The sequence below is a fragment of the Enterococcus sp. C76 genome, from assembly GCF_040886985.1.
GTDB lineage: Bacteria > Bacillota > Bacilli > Lactobacillales > Enterococcaceae > Enterococcus_B > Enterococcus_B lactis.
In genome coordinates this window covers 465,489-482,210 of the sequence record NZ_JBFOEY010000001.1, presented here as the reverse complement: position 1 = coordinate 482,210, position 16,722 = coordinate 465,489, and the positions used below count along the sequence as shown (strand labels likewise).

General features: G+C 38.7%; 18 protein-coding genes. 3 read left to right on the top strand and 15 right to left on the bottom strand.

Annotation, left to right across the window (positions count from 1 at the left end):
* Positions 1-11 precede the first annotated feature (11 nt).
* On the top strand, positions 12-506 hold the full coding sequence (locus AB3I00_RS02345) for a nucleoside 2-deoxyribosyltransferase (RefSeq protein ID WP_002348405.1): 495 nt from the start codon (positions 12-14) through the stop codon (positions 504-506).
* Positions 484-1,170 carry a hypothetical protein gene (locus tag AB3I00_RS02340; RefSeq protein ID WP_179189351.1) on the top strand — a complete coding sequence of 229 codons (687 nt, stop codon included), beginning with the start codon at positions 484-486 and terminating at the stop codon, positions 1,168-1,170. Before AB3I00_RS02345 ends, AB3I00_RS02340 begins: the two co-directional genes overlap by 23 nt.
* Positions 1,171-1,321: 151 nt before the next feature.
* Here the strand turns inward: AB3I00_RS02340 and clpB are convergent, their stop codons facing one another.
* The 4 genes from clpB to AB3I00_RS02320 form a co-directional block, all read right to left on the bottom strand.
* Positions 1,322-3,931, bottom strand: coding sequence for an ATP-dependent chaperone ClpB (gene clpB, locus AB3I00_RS02335; RefSeq protein ID WP_002340730.1), 2,610 nt, complete (start codon positions 3,929-3,931; stop codon positions 1,322-1,324).
* Positions 3,932-4,245: 314 nt separating this feature from the next.
* Positions 4,246-4,461 carry a hypothetical protein gene (locus AB3I00_RS02330; RefSeq protein ID WP_368024702.1) on the bottom strand — a complete coding sequence of 72 codons (216 nt, stop codon included), beginning with the start codon at positions 4,459-4,461 and terminating at the stop codon, positions 4,246-4,248.
* A 15-nt stretch (positions 4,462-4,476) separates the two neighbouring features.
* Complete coding sequence (locus AB3I00_RS02325) at positions 4,477-5,049, bottom strand: YcdB/YcdC domain-containing protein (RefSeq protein ID WP_172891607.1); 573 nt, start codon at positions 5,047-5,049, stop codon at positions 4,477-4,479.
* A 13-nt stretch (positions 5,050-5,062) separates the two neighbouring features.
* Positions 5,063-5,482: a MarR family winged helix-turn-helix transcriptional regulator gene (locus tag AB3I00_RS02320; RefSeq protein ID WP_002374569.1), complete on the bottom strand. Its 420-nt coding sequence runs from the start codon at positions 5,480-5,482 to the stop codon at positions 5,063-5,065.
* Positions 5,483-5,612: 130 nt separating this feature from the next.
* On the opposite strand from AB3I00_RS02320, the gene AB3I00_RS02315 reads away from it, so the two are divergent.
* On the top strand, positions 5,613-6,962 hold the full coding sequence (locus AB3I00_RS02315; RefSeq protein WP_368024701.1) for an MFS transporter: 1,350 nt from the start codon (positions 5,613-5,615) through the stop codon (positions 6,960-6,962).
* Between the two features lie 107 nt (positions 6,963-7,069).
* On the opposite strand, the gene AB3I00_RS02310 is transcribed toward AB3I00_RS02315, so the two are convergent.
* The 11 genes from AB3I00_RS02310 to AB3I00_RS02260 form a co-directional block, all read right to left on the bottom strand.
* Positions 7,070-8,116, bottom strand: coding sequence for a lysylphosphatidylglycerol synthase transmembrane domain-containing protein (locus AB3I00_RS02310; protein WP_024635066.1), 1,047 nt, complete (start codon positions 8,114-8,116; stop codon positions 7,070-7,072).
* Positions 8,117-8,126: 10 nt separating this feature from the next.
* On the bottom strand, positions 8,127-8,399 hold the full coding sequence (locus AB3I00_RS02305; protein ID WP_002340736.1) for a DUF1294 domain-containing protein: 273 nt from the start codon (positions 8,397-8,399) through the stop codon (positions 8,127-8,129).
* 31 nt (positions 8,400-8,430) lie between these two features.
* Positions 8,431-9,339 (bottom strand): diacylglycerol kinase family protein, encoded by a 909-nt coding sequence (locus AB3I00_RS02300; RefSeq protein ID WP_002340737.1) that lies wholly within the window; start codon positions 9,337-9,339, stop codon positions 8,431-8,433.
* A gap of 130 nt (positions 9,340-9,469) precedes the next feature.
* Positions 9,470-10,702, bottom strand: coding sequence for a peptidase T (gene pepT, locus AB3I00_RS02295; protein WP_070770228.1), 1,233 nt, complete (start codon positions 10,700-10,702; stop codon positions 9,470-9,472).
* A 13-nt stretch (positions 10,703-10,715) separates the two neighbouring features.
* Entirely contained in the window at positions 10,716-11,837 is a 1,122-nt protein-coding gene (locus AB3I00_RS02290) for a Nif3-like dinuclear metal center hexameric protein (RefSeq protein ID WP_368024700.1), read from the bottom strand.
* Positions 11,834-12,535, bottom strand: coding sequence for a tRNA (adenine(22)-N(1))-methyltransferase TrmK (locus tag AB3I00_RS02285; RefSeq protein WP_002348397.1), 702 nt, complete (start codon positions 12,533-12,535; stop codon positions 11,834-11,836). The genes AB3I00_RS02290 and AB3I00_RS02285 overlap by 4 nt, the downstream gene beginning before the upstream one ends.
* A 143-nt stretch (positions 12,536-12,678) precedes the next feature.
* Positions 12,679-13,119, bottom strand: coding sequence for a hypothetical protein (locus tag AB3I00_RS02280; RefSeq protein ID WP_002340741.1), 441 nt, complete (start codon positions 13,117-13,119; stop codon positions 12,679-12,681).
* A gap of 128 nt (positions 13,120-13,247) precedes the next feature.
* The gene (gene dnaI / locus AB3I00_RS02275; RefSeq protein ID WP_002306563.1) at positions 13,248-14,174 is read right to left on the bottom strand and encodes a primosomal protein DnaI; all 927 of its coding nucleotides are present in this window, start codon (positions 14,172-14,174) and stop codon (positions 13,248-13,250) included.
* Positions 14,174-15,547: a replication initiation and membrane attachment family protein gene (locus AB3I00_RS02270; RefSeq protein WP_002348396.1), complete on the bottom strand. Its 1,374-nt coding sequence runs from the start codon at positions 15,545-15,547 to the stop codon at positions 14,174-14,176. The genes dnaI and AB3I00_RS02270 overlap by 1 nt, the downstream gene beginning before the upstream one ends.
* Before the next feature lie 22 nt (positions 15,548-15,569).
* Complete coding sequence (gene nrdR, locus AB3I00_RS02265; protein WP_002288327.1) at positions 15,570-16,061, bottom strand: transcriptional regulator NrdR; 492 nt, start codon at positions 16,059-16,061, stop codon at positions 15,570-15,572.
* Between the two features lie 313 nt (positions 16,062-16,374).
* Positions 16,375-16,707 carry a hypothetical protein gene (locus AB3I00_RS02260; protein ID WP_002348395.1) on the bottom strand — a complete coding sequence of 111 codons (333 nt, stop codon included), beginning with the start codon at positions 16,705-16,707 and terminating at the stop codon, positions 16,375-16,377.
* Positions 16,708-16,722 lie beyond the last annotated feature (15 nt).

Sequence of the window (16,722 nt, the reverse complement as noted above, 5' to 3'; positions counted from 1 at the left end):
ATGATGTTTAGATGAAAATTTATTTTGCCGCACCAATGTTTGCTAAAAGTGATTTGTTATATAACGAGCAGATAGTTAAAGAAGTCAGAGCGCTCTCTCCTGAACTTTCAATTTATCTTCCTCAAGAAAATGAAGCAATCAATGACAAAACTGCTTATGCAGACAGTCGGATGATTGCTCTTGCCGATACAGAAAAAGTGTTGGAAAGCGATTTGATGATTGCTTTATTAGATGGATTGACGATTGATGCTGGCGTAGCATCGGAAATCGGTGTGGCTTATGCGAAAGGTATCCCAGTGATTGGCTTGTATACTGATACTCGGCAGCAAGGCGGAACCCACCCGAAAAAAATCGCTGCGCTACAAGAAACAGCTGAGAATCAATTTCACTATCTGAACTTATATACAGTAGGACTGATCAAATTGAACGGAAAAGTGGTTTCTTCAGAGACTGAGTTGCTTTCAGAAGTAAAAAGATTTTTAGATGGAGGGACTTTCAGTGATTAAAGAAATCAAAAAGGTTCAAATAGCTTTACTTGCTTTTGGTGTATTCGTTGTCTGCTATAATTTTTATGAATTTATCACCCAAAAGTATTCGACTTCTCAAGGAATCACATTTATCGTGGAATCTTTATTAGGGATTGCATTGATTTTCATGCCACAAATCATTTTGACAGTTTTCAAACTTAAAATTCCAGCAGCAATCGTTTTGTTTTACTGGTTTTTCTTATTCATCTCTGTCTTTTTAGGTACAGGAATGCATTTGATCAGTATCATCTCTTTTTGGGACAAAATCTTACATGCGGTGAGTCCGATGGTCCTGACAGCTCTTGGCTATGGATTGATTGGTTACTTGATGAAAGATGCTGAGATATCAAAAACCAGTCCTTGGTTGTTCCTCTTATTCGGCTTTGCGTTTGCTGGACTTTGCGGCGTGTTTTGGGAGTTCTGGGAATTCTTATGCGACCAATTCTTAGGTATGAATCTTCAACGTTTTGCTGCTTCTGATGGCACACTGTTTGTCGGACGAGCAGCATTGATGGATACGATGGGCGACTTGCTGACAAATACGATAGGTGCTGCCTTGATGGGATTGTTTGCATGGTCTCAAAGTAAAAAAGATGAGCGTTACTTTGAAAGTTATAAATTAGAAAAAGTGAAAAATACCTAATAAAAGAGATTGTGACAGAAGCGGGCAGCTTCAAGAAATTTCGGCTTATTTTTCGAAGAAGCTACTTCTGGAACACTGTTTATTTGAAAAAAAGGAGGTCTGACACTAGTTGTGTCAGACCCCTTTTTTCTTTTATAGTCTCAATGGAAGATTAGACGATTTCTTCTAGCTCTTCTGTTTTGAAATGAAGTTGTCCATCAAGTAAAGTAATCGTTACTTTTGATTTAGGCATAACATGTCCTGCAACGATTTCTTTAGCTAGTGGTGTTTCTACTTCCTTAGTGATAAATCGTTTCAATGGTCTTGCACCATATGCTGGTTCATAAGCATTTTCAGCAATCCACGTTTTGGCTTCATCACTGATCGTCAACAGGATTTCTTGATGTTCCAGACGTTGTGCCAATTGCGCCACCATTTTATCAACGATTCCTTTCACGTTGTCTAGGCTCAATGGTGTAAATAAAATCGTGTCGTCGATTCGGTTCAAGAATTCTGGTTTGAAGTTTCCGCGTAATAGCGTGTTGACTTGTTCAGCCACTGCTTCTGGAATCGTTCCATCAGCAGTCACACCTTCCAACAGTAACTGTGAACCGATATTGCTGGTCATGATTAAAACCGTATTTTTGAAATCAACGACTCGCCCTTTTGAATCAGTTAGGCGTCCGTCATCTAGGACTTGTAACAAGATATTGAAGACATCGGGATGCGCTTTTTCGATTTCATCCAACAAGACGATTGTATAAGGATTTCGTCTGACAGCTTCCGTTAATTGACCGCCTTCTTCGTAACCTACATAGCCTGGAGGAGCTCCGACTAGACGAGACACAGCATGTTTTTCCATATATTCACTCATATCGATCCGTACCATATGATCTTCTGAGTCAAACAAGTTCTCAGCTAAAGCTTTCGCTAATTCGGTTTTTCCGACACCAGTTGGTCCTAGGAAAAGGAAAGAACCTAGAGGACGATTTGGGTCTTGCAATCCAGCACGTGAACGAATCACCGCGTCACTGACCGCATCAACTGCTTCATCTTGACCAATCACTCGTTTATGAAGTGTTTCATTCAATTTAATCAGTTTTTCTCGTTCGCCTTCTACAAGTTTCGTTACGGGGATACCCGTTAATCTGCCAACGACTTGAGCAATCTCATTTTCTGTAACGGACTCTTGAACCATCTTAATCTCGCTGTCTTTTGCTTTGGCTTCTAATTCCTTCAATTCTTTTTCTAATTGAGGTATCGTACCATGACGCAATACAGCAGCGCGTTCCAAATCATAGTTATTTTCTGCATCTTCTAATTCGTGTTTTGCTTTATCGATTTCAGCACGTTTTGCTGAAACAGAATTGACCTCTTCTTTTTCTGTTTCCCACTGCATCTTCATTGCATTTGCTTCTTCACGAAGTTCAGCTAATTCTTCTTGCAAATTTTTCAGTCGTTTTTTACTTGCATCATCTGATTCTTTTTTCAGTGCAGCTTCTTCGATTTCCAACTGCATCAAACGTCTGGTCACTTGATCTAATTCCGTTGGCATAGAGTTCATTTCTACCCGAATCGTTGCACTGGCTTCATCGATCAAATCGATTGCTTTGTCCGGTAAGAACCGATCAGTAATATAACGGTCAGATAAAGTAGCTGCTGCTACTAATGCGTTGTCATGGATGTTAACACCATGGTGGATCTCAAAACGTTCTTTTAATCCACGCAGAATACTGATCGTATCTTCCACCGTTGGCTCTTTGACTAATACCTTTTGAAAACGACGTTCCAACGCTTTGTCTTTTTCCATATATTGACGGTACTCATCTAAAGTTGTGGCACCGATCAAATGTAATTCACCGCGAGCAAGCATTGGTTTCAACAGATTTCCGGCATCCATGCTTCCTTCTGTTTTTCCTGCCCCTACGATATTGTGGATTTCATCGATGAACAAGATGATACGTCCATCACTTTTTTTGACTTCTTTCAAGACTGCTTTTAGTCTTTCTTCAAATTCACCGCGGAATTTTGCTCCAGCGATCAATGCTCCCATATCTAATGAAAAAATCGTTTTATCTTTTAAATTTTCAGGAACATCTTTGCGTACGATACGTTGAGCAAGTCCTTCAACGATCGCCGTTTTCCCTACACCGGGTTCTCCTATCAGAACAGGATTATTTTTTGTTTTTCGTGAAAGAATACGGATGACATCACGGATTTCTTCATCACGACCGATGATTGGATCCATTTTTCCACTTTTGACTTGCTGTACTAAATCAACGCCGTATTTTTCTAATGCTTTGTATTGTTCTTCTTGGTTTTGCGAGGTCACCCTTTCTCCTCCTCTCATCTCTTCGATGTTTTTACGCAATTCTTTTTCAGATAATCCGTTTTTATTCAAATAAACAGTTAACGGATAATTTTTTAATTTCATCAACGCTAAAATAACGACTTCCGTTGAAAGAAACTCGTCGCCGAAGCTTTCGCGTATTTGGTCTGCTTCATTCAATAATCGAAAGAAGTTCTGGCTGAGGTTTTGTCCATATTGGACGTTTCCACCAGAAACAACTGGATACTCATCCAGTAGACGATCGATTTCATGTTCAAAAGATTCGACATCCAATCCGGCATCCGTATAGAAATTTCGGCCAAAATGATTAGGTTGTAAAAAGATTTTCCATACATGGGCAATGTCGATATCTTGGTGTTTTCGAGTGACCGCAATCTGTTGAGCTTCAGCAATTGCTTCTTGAAGCGTCGTAGTCATTTTCTCAATATTCATACAGGTATACCTCCTAATTAAAGGTAAGATCAATTATTTCTTTGATCTTTACAAAAACTATTATATCGCTTTGGTCAATTTTGGTCAAAATATACACATAGTTTTTTGACTTTTTTTCTCGTCTTATATAAATCTTAAAAAAACAAATTTGATTGTATGTATACAAAAAAAGAGCCAAGCAAACGTAAAATCATCTTACCTATTATGGTTATTTGGCAAGCATTCTTTTTCAATAGAAGAATAATATTTTGGCTGCTTGGCTCTTTTTTCATTGATTATTTACGTTAAATACTTGCTTTTAATAACTATATTTTTCACCACTGCGTTTCTTCCATACGATCTTCTAATTCTCGAATCGTGTGAGACAGTTCTTCTATTTCTTCTTTTATTTCGTCCAGTGTCATGCCACTAGCACTGTATACTTTATAGTAGGCAGTCATATAGTCTGTATCTTCTAGTCTCTGGAGCCGATTTCTGAGATTTCCTAAAAGTTCTAGATCAAATTCATCGTATAGTCCATTCGTGTTCATTTCTGTCCCTCCTTGTTAGGCTAATGCATTCGGACTTGGAAGCTGAGGCCCTTTTCCTTCACGAGCTAATACCCAATCGTCATTGTCCCACATTTCCGTTTGTCGGCGTCCGTGAAAATAATCCCATCTTGAGTCGATTTCCATCTCAATGAGTTTGCCGTTGGCTCCTAATGTAACCCAGTTGTAGCTTCCATTTCGATGAGCAAATTTGATCCATTGAACAGGAAATGTTTGTTCCACGCTGTTTTCATCTATAAAGCTACGCTTTTGTTGCTCTATGCGCATAAATGTCAACCCTTTCGCATAGGTTGGATTGAACTTATGAAATATCTTTTCAGCTAAAGCTTTGGCACGTTCGATTGATAACAATTTTCCTTCAGGTATTTCGGTCAGATTCTTAAAACTGACTAAATGCTTTCCTTCTATGACTTCAATGATTCTTGGTCCATTATGAAGATAGATTCCTTGATTTTGATAACGGATGATGTTGACTTTCTTTTTGTTTCTTTGTTCTATTAATTCATTGACTAATTCGTAATGATTAGGAATTTCTACTAGTCCCTTTAGTACATTGGATGTATTTTCCATGAGGATCACCCTTCTACTCTTCTTGTGCCAACTTTCCTAACAGATACTCAAATGTTCCTTGCTCATCAGCTGTCAATTTTGACAGAAAATTCTTCTGAGCATTTTCTACAGATTCTACTACTTGAGCGTGAAGTTCTTGTCCTTTTTCTGTTAATTCTAAAAGAAAACTTCTTCGATCTTGTGTATTTTTTTCTTTTGTCACTAACCCCATCTTCGTTAACTTCTGTATTGTTCTGGTGACATTGCTTCCATCCAATCCGGTCAATTTGATTAATTCTTCTTGTTTCAATTGGTGATAATCATGGATTTTCACAATAAAGTAATAATTCGTTGAATTTAATTTGAGCGGAGCTAGTGCTTGGTCTAATTCTTTTTGATAAATTCGGGTCAATTTGGCTAACCACTTCAAATTGCTTTCGCCTTTATTTTCCATTCTTCTCCTCCTTTTAGTTGACAAACTATTCTCGCAAGGCATATAATTGCGTGCGCAAGCATATTCTAAAACAAATCATTGAACTTGTCAATTTGTAGGATGCTTAAAAAGATTTTTAGGAGGAAAAAAGATGAGTCAAACGAAAAAAGGATGGATTTTACTAGCAATCTATCTTGCTACATTTATGACTGCAGTCGAATCCACGATCGTCATCACAGCTGCTAATGCTATTGCTAATAGTTTTGGTCGTGAAATCCCGATTGCCTTACTGTTTTCTAGTTACTTATTCTCCAGTGCATTGTCAACACCTGTATTCAGCCGTCTGGCGGATCAGTATGGAAAGAAACCGATTTTTATCATTGGATTGCTCTTGTTTATGGCAGGTACTTTTCTTTGCGGTATTTCCCAATCATTTTTTATTCTGGTATTTTTTAGGCTGGTTCAAGGAATAGGTGCAGGAGGAATCATGCCCATTACTTTCTCTCTGATTGGTGATTTATTTGATTATGAATCTCGCGGAAGAATAATGGGATTGAATAATTCAGCATGGGGGATTGCTTCGTTAGCTGCTCCTCTTTTAGGAGGGCTATTGGTCGAAAACTTTAGTTGGCACTGGGTGTTTTTTATAAACATTCCTGTTGGCTTAATAACGATTCTGATCTTACTTTTATTCTATGATGAAGAAAAACGTCCGTCTGTCTCTTTTTCTTATCAAGAACTGGGACAATATCTCTTTCTGGTTACAAGTTTATTTCTTTTACTAGTTGGTATCCAGATAATACCAGATCATTTTATACTTGGTGGCGGCGTGTTCCTTTTTGGCATCCTTGTTTCTTTCATTTTGCTTTCCTATGAAAATAAAGTAAAGGAACCAGTCTTACCTGTCAAAACATTGAGATCATCTAACTTTCTTTTGTTCAACCTCGTTACTTTTCTCATAAATGGAGCAATGATGGGGTTTCAAGTATATCTTCCGTTATGGATTCAGACGCAACTTTCTTTATCCCCTAGTCTTGGTGGTTTAGCACTTTTACCTTCCTCTGTCTTTTTTATTACTGGATCGATGATTGCTGTGCCATTAGGAAAACATTTTGGAACGAAACGTTTATTAACCTTCTGTATGGGGGTGAATGGTTTAGTTTTTCTTATTTTAGGATTTCTACCACAAATGACACCTTATTTCGTTCTTCTTATCTTAGCCTCTTTTTCAGGATTTGGTACTGGCACAACGGTTACTACAAGTGTCTTGTCTGCACAAGCTTTAGCTACAGATAAAAATATCAGTACGGTATCTGGTTTCATCACCCTTTGCAGAAATCTAGGTCAAAGCTTTATGATCACTTTTTTTGGTATCGTATTCCAATTGTTTAGTAAAGGTACTTTTTCCATTGATGGTTATCAGGGAGTATTTTTTTCTGCTTTGTTTGTTGTTCTATCAAGTATCTTAATGGTTCTTTTAAAAAGAGACAGTCTAGAATAAATGCATTGGTAGAGTTGCCTCAAGAAAAAATGTGTTTTACATGTTCAAGTGACGCAGCTTCCTAATGTTTTTCTTTTATTAAAAAAAGGGTAGATCTTATAAAAGACCTACCCTTGATTTTCTTTATTCTCTTTTTTTACTTCTATTATTTCTTCTTTGATCACTCTTCGCCGTTCAGTAATCACATACACAAATCCATAGAGAAATGGCAAGATAAAGGAACTGAAACGATACAACAAAAGCGAAGAAACTGCGTCAACTGTTCCAACAACTGGTCTAAACAATAACAAGTAGACAAATTCAAAGGATCCGATACCAGCTGGCGTAGGAATAACTCCTGAAAGCACTACTGCAAAGCTGATAAACGAAATGGTCAGTAGAAAATCTATTTTAGGATGGTTTTCAATCAGAATCAAATAGGGAAGTACATACCAAAATACAAGTTTCAACATATTCCATAGATAGATCCGCAATAGCGCAGTCCTGTCTTGGATAATGGTTTGGACCGTTTCCCTTAAAGAGTAGATCTGCTGATTACATGTATCCACCCATTTTCGCAAACGCTCACTCTTAAATAACTTATTCGATAAGCTGACAAAAAATATTTGGACATTCAGACTGATGGACATTACCAATAAAAAGGCAACAATCACGATTGTCAAAAGAATTCCAGCAATAATAAACCAGATCATTGACGGACCATTAGAATAAAAAAGAGAGAATTGGATGAGCAAGCCAGCTAACGCATAGGTAATCACTGCAAGTTTGTACATGATCATATGGAGTGCTGTCACCCCTGCTCCCTGAGACAGTTTCATTCCTTTTTTATTATAAAAATAGATCTCCGAGATCAATGTTCCTGTACCAAATGAAACGATTCGATAAAATGCAATATAGCTAGAGGTCAGGAACCCGTCTTTCGTTGTAAAATTCGGCGCGAAAGGTTCAGCAATCTCTTTGATCGAGCGCCCTTCAGCGATTTGGTAAACCGTCCCTAATATAACAATGGCTGCTAAAACGACAACACTAGTAGACAGTAATTCGGCAAAGATATCTGCAAATGATTGATTGATTAAATAATAAATAATAGCAAAAATCGCAATCAGCAAAAGCAGATTCAGAATGATTTTAATTTTCGTTCCTTTAGATGACATCTCCCGCTCCTTAATGGAAAAAATAAATGAGAATCAAATCAACAAGCACACCCGCAGTGAATCCTACGGTAAACTTCTTTTTCCTTGTTTTATGATGAAAAACTTTCCGAGAAATCAATCCTCCCAAACCACCGCCTAATAGACTGACAAATATCAAATTATTTTCAGGTACACGCCAGCCGCCAGTTCGAGCCTGATGTTTATCATATCCCATCAGACAAAATAAATAAAAATTTACAATGAATAGATAAAACCACAAAGGATTGTGCAACAATACATCCATTATTCTTCCAACTTTCTATTAACTACTATTTCTAATCTTTTTCTTCTTTTTTTGGTGAATAAACTGCTAATCCTTTTGATACAACAGATAATTCAACTGGAAGATCATCTGTCGTGTCTCCATCTGTCCGAGTGCCAACAGATTTTTCCTGTGCTTTGATTTTCATGCGTTTGGCTGTGAAATAAGTGATGCCAGGTATCGTATAGAATTTTCCTCTCATGATTCTAGGCAAATAAAAAATAAATCGGAAAATATCTAAGGAAGGTACGATCGTTACATGGAATTTTCCATCATCTGGGGTCGCTGAGTCGTCGAAATTTGTAAAGCCGCCTACGGAGTTAGACATCGTGACTGTCAATAACTGGGATTTTCCTTTCCAATGCTCCTCATCTGTTTCTAAATCCAAATGATATTTTTTCTTCTTCAGCAATAACTTAAAGAATTTCTTGATAAAAATCCACGAGCCATAACGCTGTTTTTCTTCTTGACTGATCCAAACTGCTGTATCCGCTAAGATACCGATTGTCAGTGTAGAGATAATGACTGCATCATTGACTTGACCATAGTCTATTTTTCGGACATTTCCTTCTAGAATCACATCAGCAGCCTCTTCTTTCTTCAAGGGAATTTCAAGAACACGTGCGAGATTATTGACTGTTCCACCTGGAAGTAATCCGATATGATACTGAGATAATGTTTGCTGGAACGCTTGAACGATATGATGGATCGTGCCGTCCCCTCCTATGATCACTAGCGTATCGGCTCCTATAGCTTCTGCTTTCTTGACTAAATCCGCATGGTCAATCGACGGGCCAGTTTCAGCTAAATCTACAAATAATTCTGGTTGCTTTTCTTTTACATAATCTTGAAACCAGCGTGCTAATTTCTCACCCTCATCTTTCCCTGAACTTTTGTTATAAAAAACTAGCAGCTTTTCCATTCTTTACCTCCTATTTACTCTTCAAAAAAGAGGGCGGGACAATCCATTCCATTGTCCTGCCCTTTAGCCTTAGACAGATGACATTCCATCATCGGACGAACGCCTTGTCATAAGCTGTTCTTTTTCGATTTTAACTCTTTGTGTTCAATTCTGCAATTTTAACAATCACATCTGTTGCTTTTTCCATTACTTGTAAAGAAACGAATTCGAATCGACCATGCATATTTTCTCCTCCGGCAAATAGATTTGGCGTCGGAATCCCCATGTAAGAGATTTTTGAACCATCTGTTCCTCCGCGAACTGGTTCGATCACTGGAGAGATCCCAAGCTCGATCATTGCTTGTTTCGCTAATTCCACGATGCTCATATCTTTTTCGATGATTTCTTTCATGTTGTAATATTGATCATACATATCTACTTTGATTCGTTCTTGATCAAATCGTTGATTCATTTCTTCTTGGATATGTGTGATTTGTGCTTTGCGTGCTTCGAATTTTTCACGATCATGATCGCGAATGATATAACTCATAGAAGCTTCTTCAGGATTCCCATTCAATGCCATTAAATGGAAGAAACCTTCGTATCCTTCTGTTTTTTCTGGAACTTCATCGGCTGGAAGCTGATTATGAAAATCAATGGCTAGCTGTAAAGCATTGATCATCGTATCTTTTGCCGTCCCCGGATGTACATTTTTCCCTTGGATCGTGATATTTGCTTGAGCAGCGCTGAATGTTTCATACTGCAATTCACCTAAAGGACCGCCGTCGACTGTATAAGCAAAATCCACATTGAATTGCTCAACATCGAATTTATCCGCTCCGACACCGATTTCTTCATCAGGGCCAAAAGCTACTTTGATGGTACCATGAGGGATAGAAGGATTATTGATCAAGATCTCCATTGCAGTCATGATTTCCGCAATCCCTGATTTGTCATCCGCTCCCAGTAAAGTACTGCCATCTGTAGTGATCAATGTGTGGCCTTCATAATTTTTCAAATTTGGAAAATCTTTTGTATTCAACGTGTAACGTTCTTCCCCATCTAGTACGATCGTAGACTCTCCATCATAGTTTTCAATGATTTGTGGATTGACTCCTACTGCATTAAAGTCTGCTGTATCCATGTGGGAAATAAATCCAATAGAACGCACTTCATGATCGACATTGCTTGGTAATGTTCCCATAACGAATCCATTGTCTTCATTATAGAAAACATCTGATAAACCTAACTCTTCCAATTCTTTTTTCAATTCTTGTGCAAAAGCAACTTGTGTCTGAGTCGAGGGGGTCGTTTTGCTTGTTGCATCGGAGCGTGTTTCTGTTTTGACATACCGTAAAAAACGTGGCAAAAGATTTTCGTACATAGTATTCTCTCCTTTAATTAAATTGAAATGGGTTTGTATTCGTTTCAGAAACGAAAAAGTCAATAGCCCAATTTTCTTCTTGTTTCCAAGTCTCAAACTTCTCGATGAACCGTTCCTTGCATAACGATTCAATATAATGTCCGGGATCAATTGCGATCAATCCGGCGCTTTGCATATCATGAGCCGTATGATAATAAATGTCTCCGGTGATATAGACGTCTGCTCTTTGGGCGATTGCTTGCGGATAAAATTTTTCGCCGCTTCCGCCGCAAATCGCAATACGCTTGATGGATGATTTTGTTTTTTGAGGCTGAACGATTCTCAGTCCCTCTAATTGGAAAACTTTTTTTACTTGTTCCACAAATATTTCTAAGGGGATTTCTTGCGGTAATTCACCTATTCGGCCTAGCCCAAACTTTTCGACTGGTGCATCAATTGCGAAAAGATCATAAGCAGGTTCTTCATAAGGATGAACTGATTGCATGGCATCAATCACTTGTTTTTCGATTGTTTCGGGCAAAATAACCTCGACTTTTGCTTCTTGGACTTGTTCTGTCTTCCCTACTTTCCCAATCGCTGGTTGTGCACCAATATTCGGAGTAAATCGGCCGTGTCCAATCGAGGTAAAACTTGTACCGGTATAATTGCCTTGCGTACCAGCACCAGCTGCAGCTAATGCTTCACGCATTTTTTGTGCATGATCCACAGGTACATAAACCGCCAGTTTTTTATAATGGATTTCATGAGTCTTCACTAAATAACTCTCCACTTCAATACCAAGCAGTTCGCAAAACCAGTCATTCAGTCCGTCCCAAATAATATCCATATTCGTGTGTGCCGCATAAACGGCAATATCATGTTTCAACAGATCTGCATACATTTTTTCTTGCGGCTGATCAGTAGTCAGCCGTTTGACAGGACGAAAGATTGGGGGATGTTTCGCAATCAGCAGATCGATTTTTTTCTCGATTGCTTCTTCGACCACTTCTGGGCGAACATCCAATGTCATCATTACCCGTTGAATCGGTTTATCTAATGTTCCAATATGCAGTCCGACTGGGTCTCCTTCTTCAGCTAGCCATTGAGGACAATAGCTTTCAAACTTTTGGATGAAGGTATGTCCGCTGATCGTCATATCTCTAAAACCTCCTCAATCATTTGGATTTCCTGTTCGATTTGTTTTTGACGTGCCTCTTGATTAGCTGCTTGTTTGAGCTGTTCACGGATAGCTTTTCTTTGTTGAAGCTCTCTTGTCCATTTTGATTTGAAGATCTCACTTTTCTCTTCAAGCAGAAATGGACCGAACATCAGCTCCATTTCATTGTAAGTAACTGGTTTTTGTTCTTTTTCGGCTACAATGATTTCATATATTTTTTTGTTTTCTTCAAGTATTTTTTCTGATTGGATTTTGTATTGGTTTTCTTGCAGCCAAGATCGTAACGTACGCTCTCCGATATTTGGCTGAAGGATCAAACGTTCTTGTCCACTTAGGCGTTGATGCAACTTGCCAGCTTCTAGGATCTCTCGGATCAGCGAACCTCCCATACCCGCGATCGTGACAGCCGTTATAGCATCTTGCGGTTGGATCGCATCTAGACCATTTGCAAGACGTACAGTGATACGGTCTTCCAATCCATCTTTTTGGACTTGCTTACGTGCTGATTCATAAGGACCTTGAACAACTTCACCTGCAACTGCATATTCGATTTTTCCTTTTAGCATCAATGCAACAGGTAAGTATGCGTGATCTGATCCGATGTCTGCTAAACGAGCAGATTCAGGGACAAATTCACCAACTGCCGCTAAGCGCTGAGATAAATCTAAATGGTTCATAGCTTCACTCCTTCTAGGTAATTATAGCATTTTCCATATAAAATAAGGAGACTAGGAATAAAAAAATTCCCAGATCTCCTTAAAAAATATACCTTTTTGTTCTATAAAACAACATTTTCTTATTTTTGAAAAAATGTTGTTGATTATTTGTTCAACGAAACGTCAATGATCGAATCTCCAGGCACTTGTGGTGGGATAGACATCGTCATGATCGGCATCTCAACTAATGTAAATTGGACTTTGTCACCGATTTTCAGTTCATCTATGTCCACGCTTATTTTTTCAGCAGTAGCATTCAAAATCACTCCGTCATTGCTGAATGATGTCCCCATATTCGCTGGATCTTCTTTTGCCATGACATCGACGAGTTTCAGCTGAATCGTTTCTTCTTCCGCTTCTACTTGAGTGATGCTTTCAATCGTTCCTACAAATATGCTTTGTCCCTCCGTTTTTGTACTGCTTGTTTTTATTGTTTGACCCGCATCAATCGAATCAAGAGAACCTGTGTTGCTGTCTGCACTACCGCATCCTGCTAAAATAAAAAATAGACCAACTACAGATATACTAGAAAAAATAGCCCTCATAAAAAATCCTCCGTTTAAGTTTTTGCATTACTTGTTGCGGTGATTGTCTCCGGTCATTTCTGTCCATGTAAAGATTCGCTGACCTGCTTTTACTCCTTGGTCAAATATCAGTTGGACTTATCAACTGTTCAACCATTGCGGCGGTTGCGACCAGTCATTTCGATTTCTTTTGTCAAATAACGTATGCGTTCCATTATGCGTTTCGCTTTCAACGGCTCTTCATCTCCACGTTGAGTGACGGACAAATGCTGTTCCAATTCATCCATTGTGAAATTTGATGAGAAGAATGTCGGTAGCTGTTCCTGCATCCGATATTGAAGGATGACGCCAAATACTTCATCCCGTATCCAACTGCTCATCGCGTCTGCACCGATATCATCAATCATTAAAATGGGGGAACGCTTCACTGCATCTAGCTTTTCTGCCACTTGATCTTTTCCGATTGCCTGTTTCATCTCAACGGCAAACGTTGGAAAGTGGACTAATGTCGTGGTAAATCCAGCAATCGCTAGTTCTCTCGCTGTTGCTCCTAATAAGTATGTTTTTCCAATACCAAAACTCCCTACCAGATAAAGACCTTTATGATACCCTTTTGGATCTGCAGTATATTTCTCTACGAAATCTAGGGCTTCCAAGCTTGCATATCCTCGTCCATCTGTACGCTCAAAGTTTTCAAAAGATGCTGATTGAATATCTTTTGGCATATCCATTGCTTTTACTCGGCTTCTGATTTCTTCTTGTCTTTGCCGAGCTAACAATGCTTCTGTTGGTACATAAGTGACATCCACATAATGAAAATTCAACGTCAACTTCGGCTCGTATCCTGGAGCGATCATCGTTGGATCGTTTTTTTGATATTTACGCTTTTCCTGCACGAACTCATACAATTTGGCGTAGCTTTTTTCAATATCCGCTTGTGTCAGTTCTTCTTGGTGTGCACTTAGAAAAGCTTGAACATCCGTATCATTTAGGACGTCAGCAATCATTTCAGCATATTTTTCTTGATAATTACGTTTGCTGATGATCCTCTTCAATTCTTTGCCTACGTCTTCCATTAGATGTCACCCTCCTTTTTCGCCAGGTATTCTTTAAAACGGCGGTCAATCTCTGCTTTTTTCTCACTACTGATCTGTTTTTCATCTTTTGGCTGGTTGACCCAATCAGGAAGCTTTTCTCGCCGAACATTTCGCTTGCCATTTGGATAATTTGTTTGCTTTTTTTGTTTTGATTGTTTTGCTTGATTGCTTATTTGCCGAATATGCTGAATCGCTTCTTCTGCTGTGGCGATTTTCTTTTGTGCCCATTCATTTGCCACTGTATTCACATAACTAGCATTTAAGCTAGCATTATTTTTGATCACCAATACATAATTCAGCAAAACATTGATCACACTGCTGGAAAGACCTGATTGAGAAACAAGGTCTTGCAGTAACCAAGTTTCTTGTTTCGAAACATATCCGCCTTTTTCTGACTTGATTGCTTCCAGATATTTCATCGGCGGAATGCTCTGTGCTTCTTTTATCAACTGAAGCGCTGCATTTGTCAAATGTTCGTTCGTCGGAGATTCATTGCTGTTTTCAGCAACAGCGACTGTTTCCTTTATTTGCTTCACTGGTCGTCTCTGCATTGCCAAAACAGCTTTTTGCAGCTCCTTCATGGATACTTTTTGTTCGCTAAAATCATAAGATTGACTGATGAGTTCACCAAGAGTTAGTTCATCGAATCCATAAAGCTGATGATACATGTCGACTTGTTTGAGGATTGAATCATCAAGAACAGTCATATGTTTTTTTGCCAACCAATCATTCAAAAATTGCCAATCGAATGTCGAATCTGTTTCAAGTAATGCTACTGGCTCAGATTCTTCAAAAGATTTATTCAGTGATTCGATGTTTTCTTGATTAGCAGCGTATACTGCTTCATTGAAGCGATAAACATCTAAAAATTTTTTTGTGATTTTTTGATATCCCTCTGTTGTATGCCTTTTAGGTTCAAACAACTGGGTAAGCTTCTGGAATCGTCGTTCACCAACTTTTTCCAAAAGAAGAAATGCCAGAACAGAATCTTTGAAAAATGCTTTAGGAACGAGTGGCTCTAACAACTCATAAATAAAACGCGGCCCCAGATCGCTATCTTCTTTAAAATAAACATCCAGTAAGCCGATTCCTTCCAGCTTTTTTCTTGCATCATAAAATTGAGGGATCCCGCAGCCTAGACTACTAAGTAAATCTGCATGCATCCCTTCAGGACCTTCGCCAGATTCTTGCGAGATCTCTGATAACAGAGTGAAATAGATACTCAAGGCTTCTCCGCCGATCAGTGGCTGATAAAGATACAGCAACGCGTTCTTGCTGTCTTCTCTCAGCGGAGCTGCTTTTCTTCCTTGGTAAATATTTTTTGGTTGAAGCTCTTTCCAAGCATTTTCCAAGGAAATGCCTCCTTTTTGTTTCTTAATTGTTTTCTTTATTATTCTCTTTATTATTTTCTTTTGCTTTATCCACGATATCTTGCAGCTCTTTTAAGAAAACAGACATATCTTTGAACTGGCGATAAACACTGGCAAAACGGATATACGCGATTTCATCTAAATCGACTAAATCCTCCATCACATATTCACCAATCAGATTCGTTGATACTTCGTTTTCCCCAAGACTGCGTACGCGGTTTTCGACATGGTTGACGATTTGTTCCATTTGCTCCATAGCTACAGGTCTTTTTTCTGCTGAGCGGATGAGTCCTCTTAAAATTTTATCGCGATTGAATTCTTCGCGTTCCCCGTTTTTCTTGATGACTAATAACGGAGCAGCTTCAATTCGTTCAAAAGTAGTGAAGCGGAACGAACAATTCTCACATTCGCGACGGCGACGGATCGCACGTCCATCATCTGCTTGACGGCTGTCGATTACTCGTGAATTATTATGTTGACATCTGGGACATCTCATTTTGTCTCACCTCTTGCATCGCATTTTTATATAAAGGATGTGTCTTTCTTTACAACTAGTTGTATTATAACACGAAACAAATCACAAACGCGACTGTCCTACCCAAAAAAACACGGATATAAGAACAATTTTTTCTATTTTCATGCGTAATTATGTCCCCTGTCCTAATCCAATTTCAATTTTCCAGTACTGATGACCTTGATTGCTGAGAAATGACTCGCCCAAAAGCTGATTTAGTCGACTAGCACAAAAAACTTGAAGCAGATGAACATCTTATCATCTGCTTCAAGTCACGTCTCTATTTCTTACTATTTTATAACTTCTCTTCGATTCCTGTATAGTGTTTCATTCGTTGTTCCTCGATCTTTTGTTCATCAGGAATGTGTTCACTTTCTGGGAGCGGTGTCTTACTACGATCAGGGGCCGGATTTTTTCGTTCTTGAGTCAAATCTTGCTGTTTCGCTTCTTTTTCTGCCTGCTGGTCTTCTATTTCATCGATTCTTGCTTGGTACTGCTTTTCTTTCTCTTCTGCTGTTTCTGATTGCGTACGACCTTCATCGATTAGATTTTCTTTATTGAGTATTTCGCCGATTTTTTCTTTTGCGTTACCTACGACTTTATCCTTTTGGTTTTTAAATGATCCCATCGCTATCCCTCGCTT

Excerpts from the sequence above, each read along its gene's own strand:
- AB3I00_RS02290 (WP_368024700.1), bottom strand. The coding sequence starts at position 11,837 with ATGACGATCAGCGGACATACCTTCATCCAAAAGTTTGAAAGCTATTGT.
- AB3I00_RS02330 (WP_368024702.1), bottom strand. The coding sequence starts at position 4,461 with ATGAACACGAATGGACTATACGATGAATTTGATCTAGAACTTTTAGGA.
- AB3I00_RS02305 (WP_002340736.1), bottom strand. The coding sequence starts at position 8,399 with ATGGATGTATTGTTGCACAATCCTTTGTGGTTTTATCTATTCATTGTA.
- pepT (WP_070770228.1), bottom strand. The coding sequence starts at position 10,702 with ATGTACGAAAATCTTTTGCCACGTTTTTTACGGTATGTCAAAACAGAA.
- AB3I00_RS02315 (WP_368024701.1), top strand. The coding sequence starts at position 5,613 with ATGAGTCAAACGAAAAAAGGATGGATTTTACTAGCAATCTATCTTGCT.
- AB3I00_RS02280 (WP_002340741.1), bottom strand. The coding sequence starts at position 13,119 with ATGAGGGCTATTTTTTCTAGTATATCTGTAGTTGGTCTATTTTTTATT.
- dnaI (WP_002306563.1), bottom strand. The coding sequence starts at position 14,174 with ATGGAAGACGTAGGCAAAGAATTGAAGAGGATCATCAGCAAACGTAAT.
- AB3I00_RS02320 (WP_002374569.1), bottom strand. The coding sequence starts at position 5,482 with ATGGAAAATAAAGGCGAAAGCAATTTGAAGTGGTTAGCCAAATTGACC.
- AB3I00_RS02345 (WP_002348405.1), top strand. The coding sequence starts at position 12 with ATGAAAATTTATTTTGCCGCACCAATGTTTGCTAAAAGTGATTTGTTA.
- AB3I00_RS02340 (WP_179189351.1), top strand. The coding sequence starts at position 484 with ATGGAGGGACTTTCAGTGATTAAAGAAATCAAAAAGGTTCAAATAGCT.
- AB3I00_RS02300 (WP_002340737.1), bottom strand. The coding sequence starts at position 9,339 with ATGGAAAAGCTGCTAGTTTTTTATAACAAAAGTTCAGGGAAAGATGAG.
- AB3I00_RS02325 (WP_172891607.1), bottom strand. The coding sequence starts at position 5,049 with ATGGAAAATACATCCAATGTACTAAAGGGACTAGTAGAAATTCCTAAT.
- AB3I00_RS02260 (WP_002348395.1), bottom strand. The coding sequence starts at position 16,707 with ATGGGATCATTTAAAAACCAAAAGGATAAAGTCGTAGGTAACGCAAAA.
- nrdR (WP_002288327.1), bottom strand. The coding sequence starts at position 16,061 with ATGAGATGTCCCAGATGTCAACATAATAATTCACGAGTAATCGACAGC.
- clpB (WP_002340730.1), bottom strand. The coding sequence starts at position 3,931 with ATGAATATTGAGAAAATGACTACGACGCTTCAAGAAGCAATTGCTGAA.
- AB3I00_RS02285 (WP_002348397.1), bottom strand. The coding sequence starts at position 12,535 with ATGAACCATTTAGATTTATCTCAGCGCTTAGCGGCAGTTGGTGAATTT.
- AB3I00_RS02310 (WP_024635066.1), bottom strand. The coding sequence starts at position 8,116 with ATGTCATCTAAAGGAACGAAAATTAAAATCATTCTGAATCTGCTTTTG.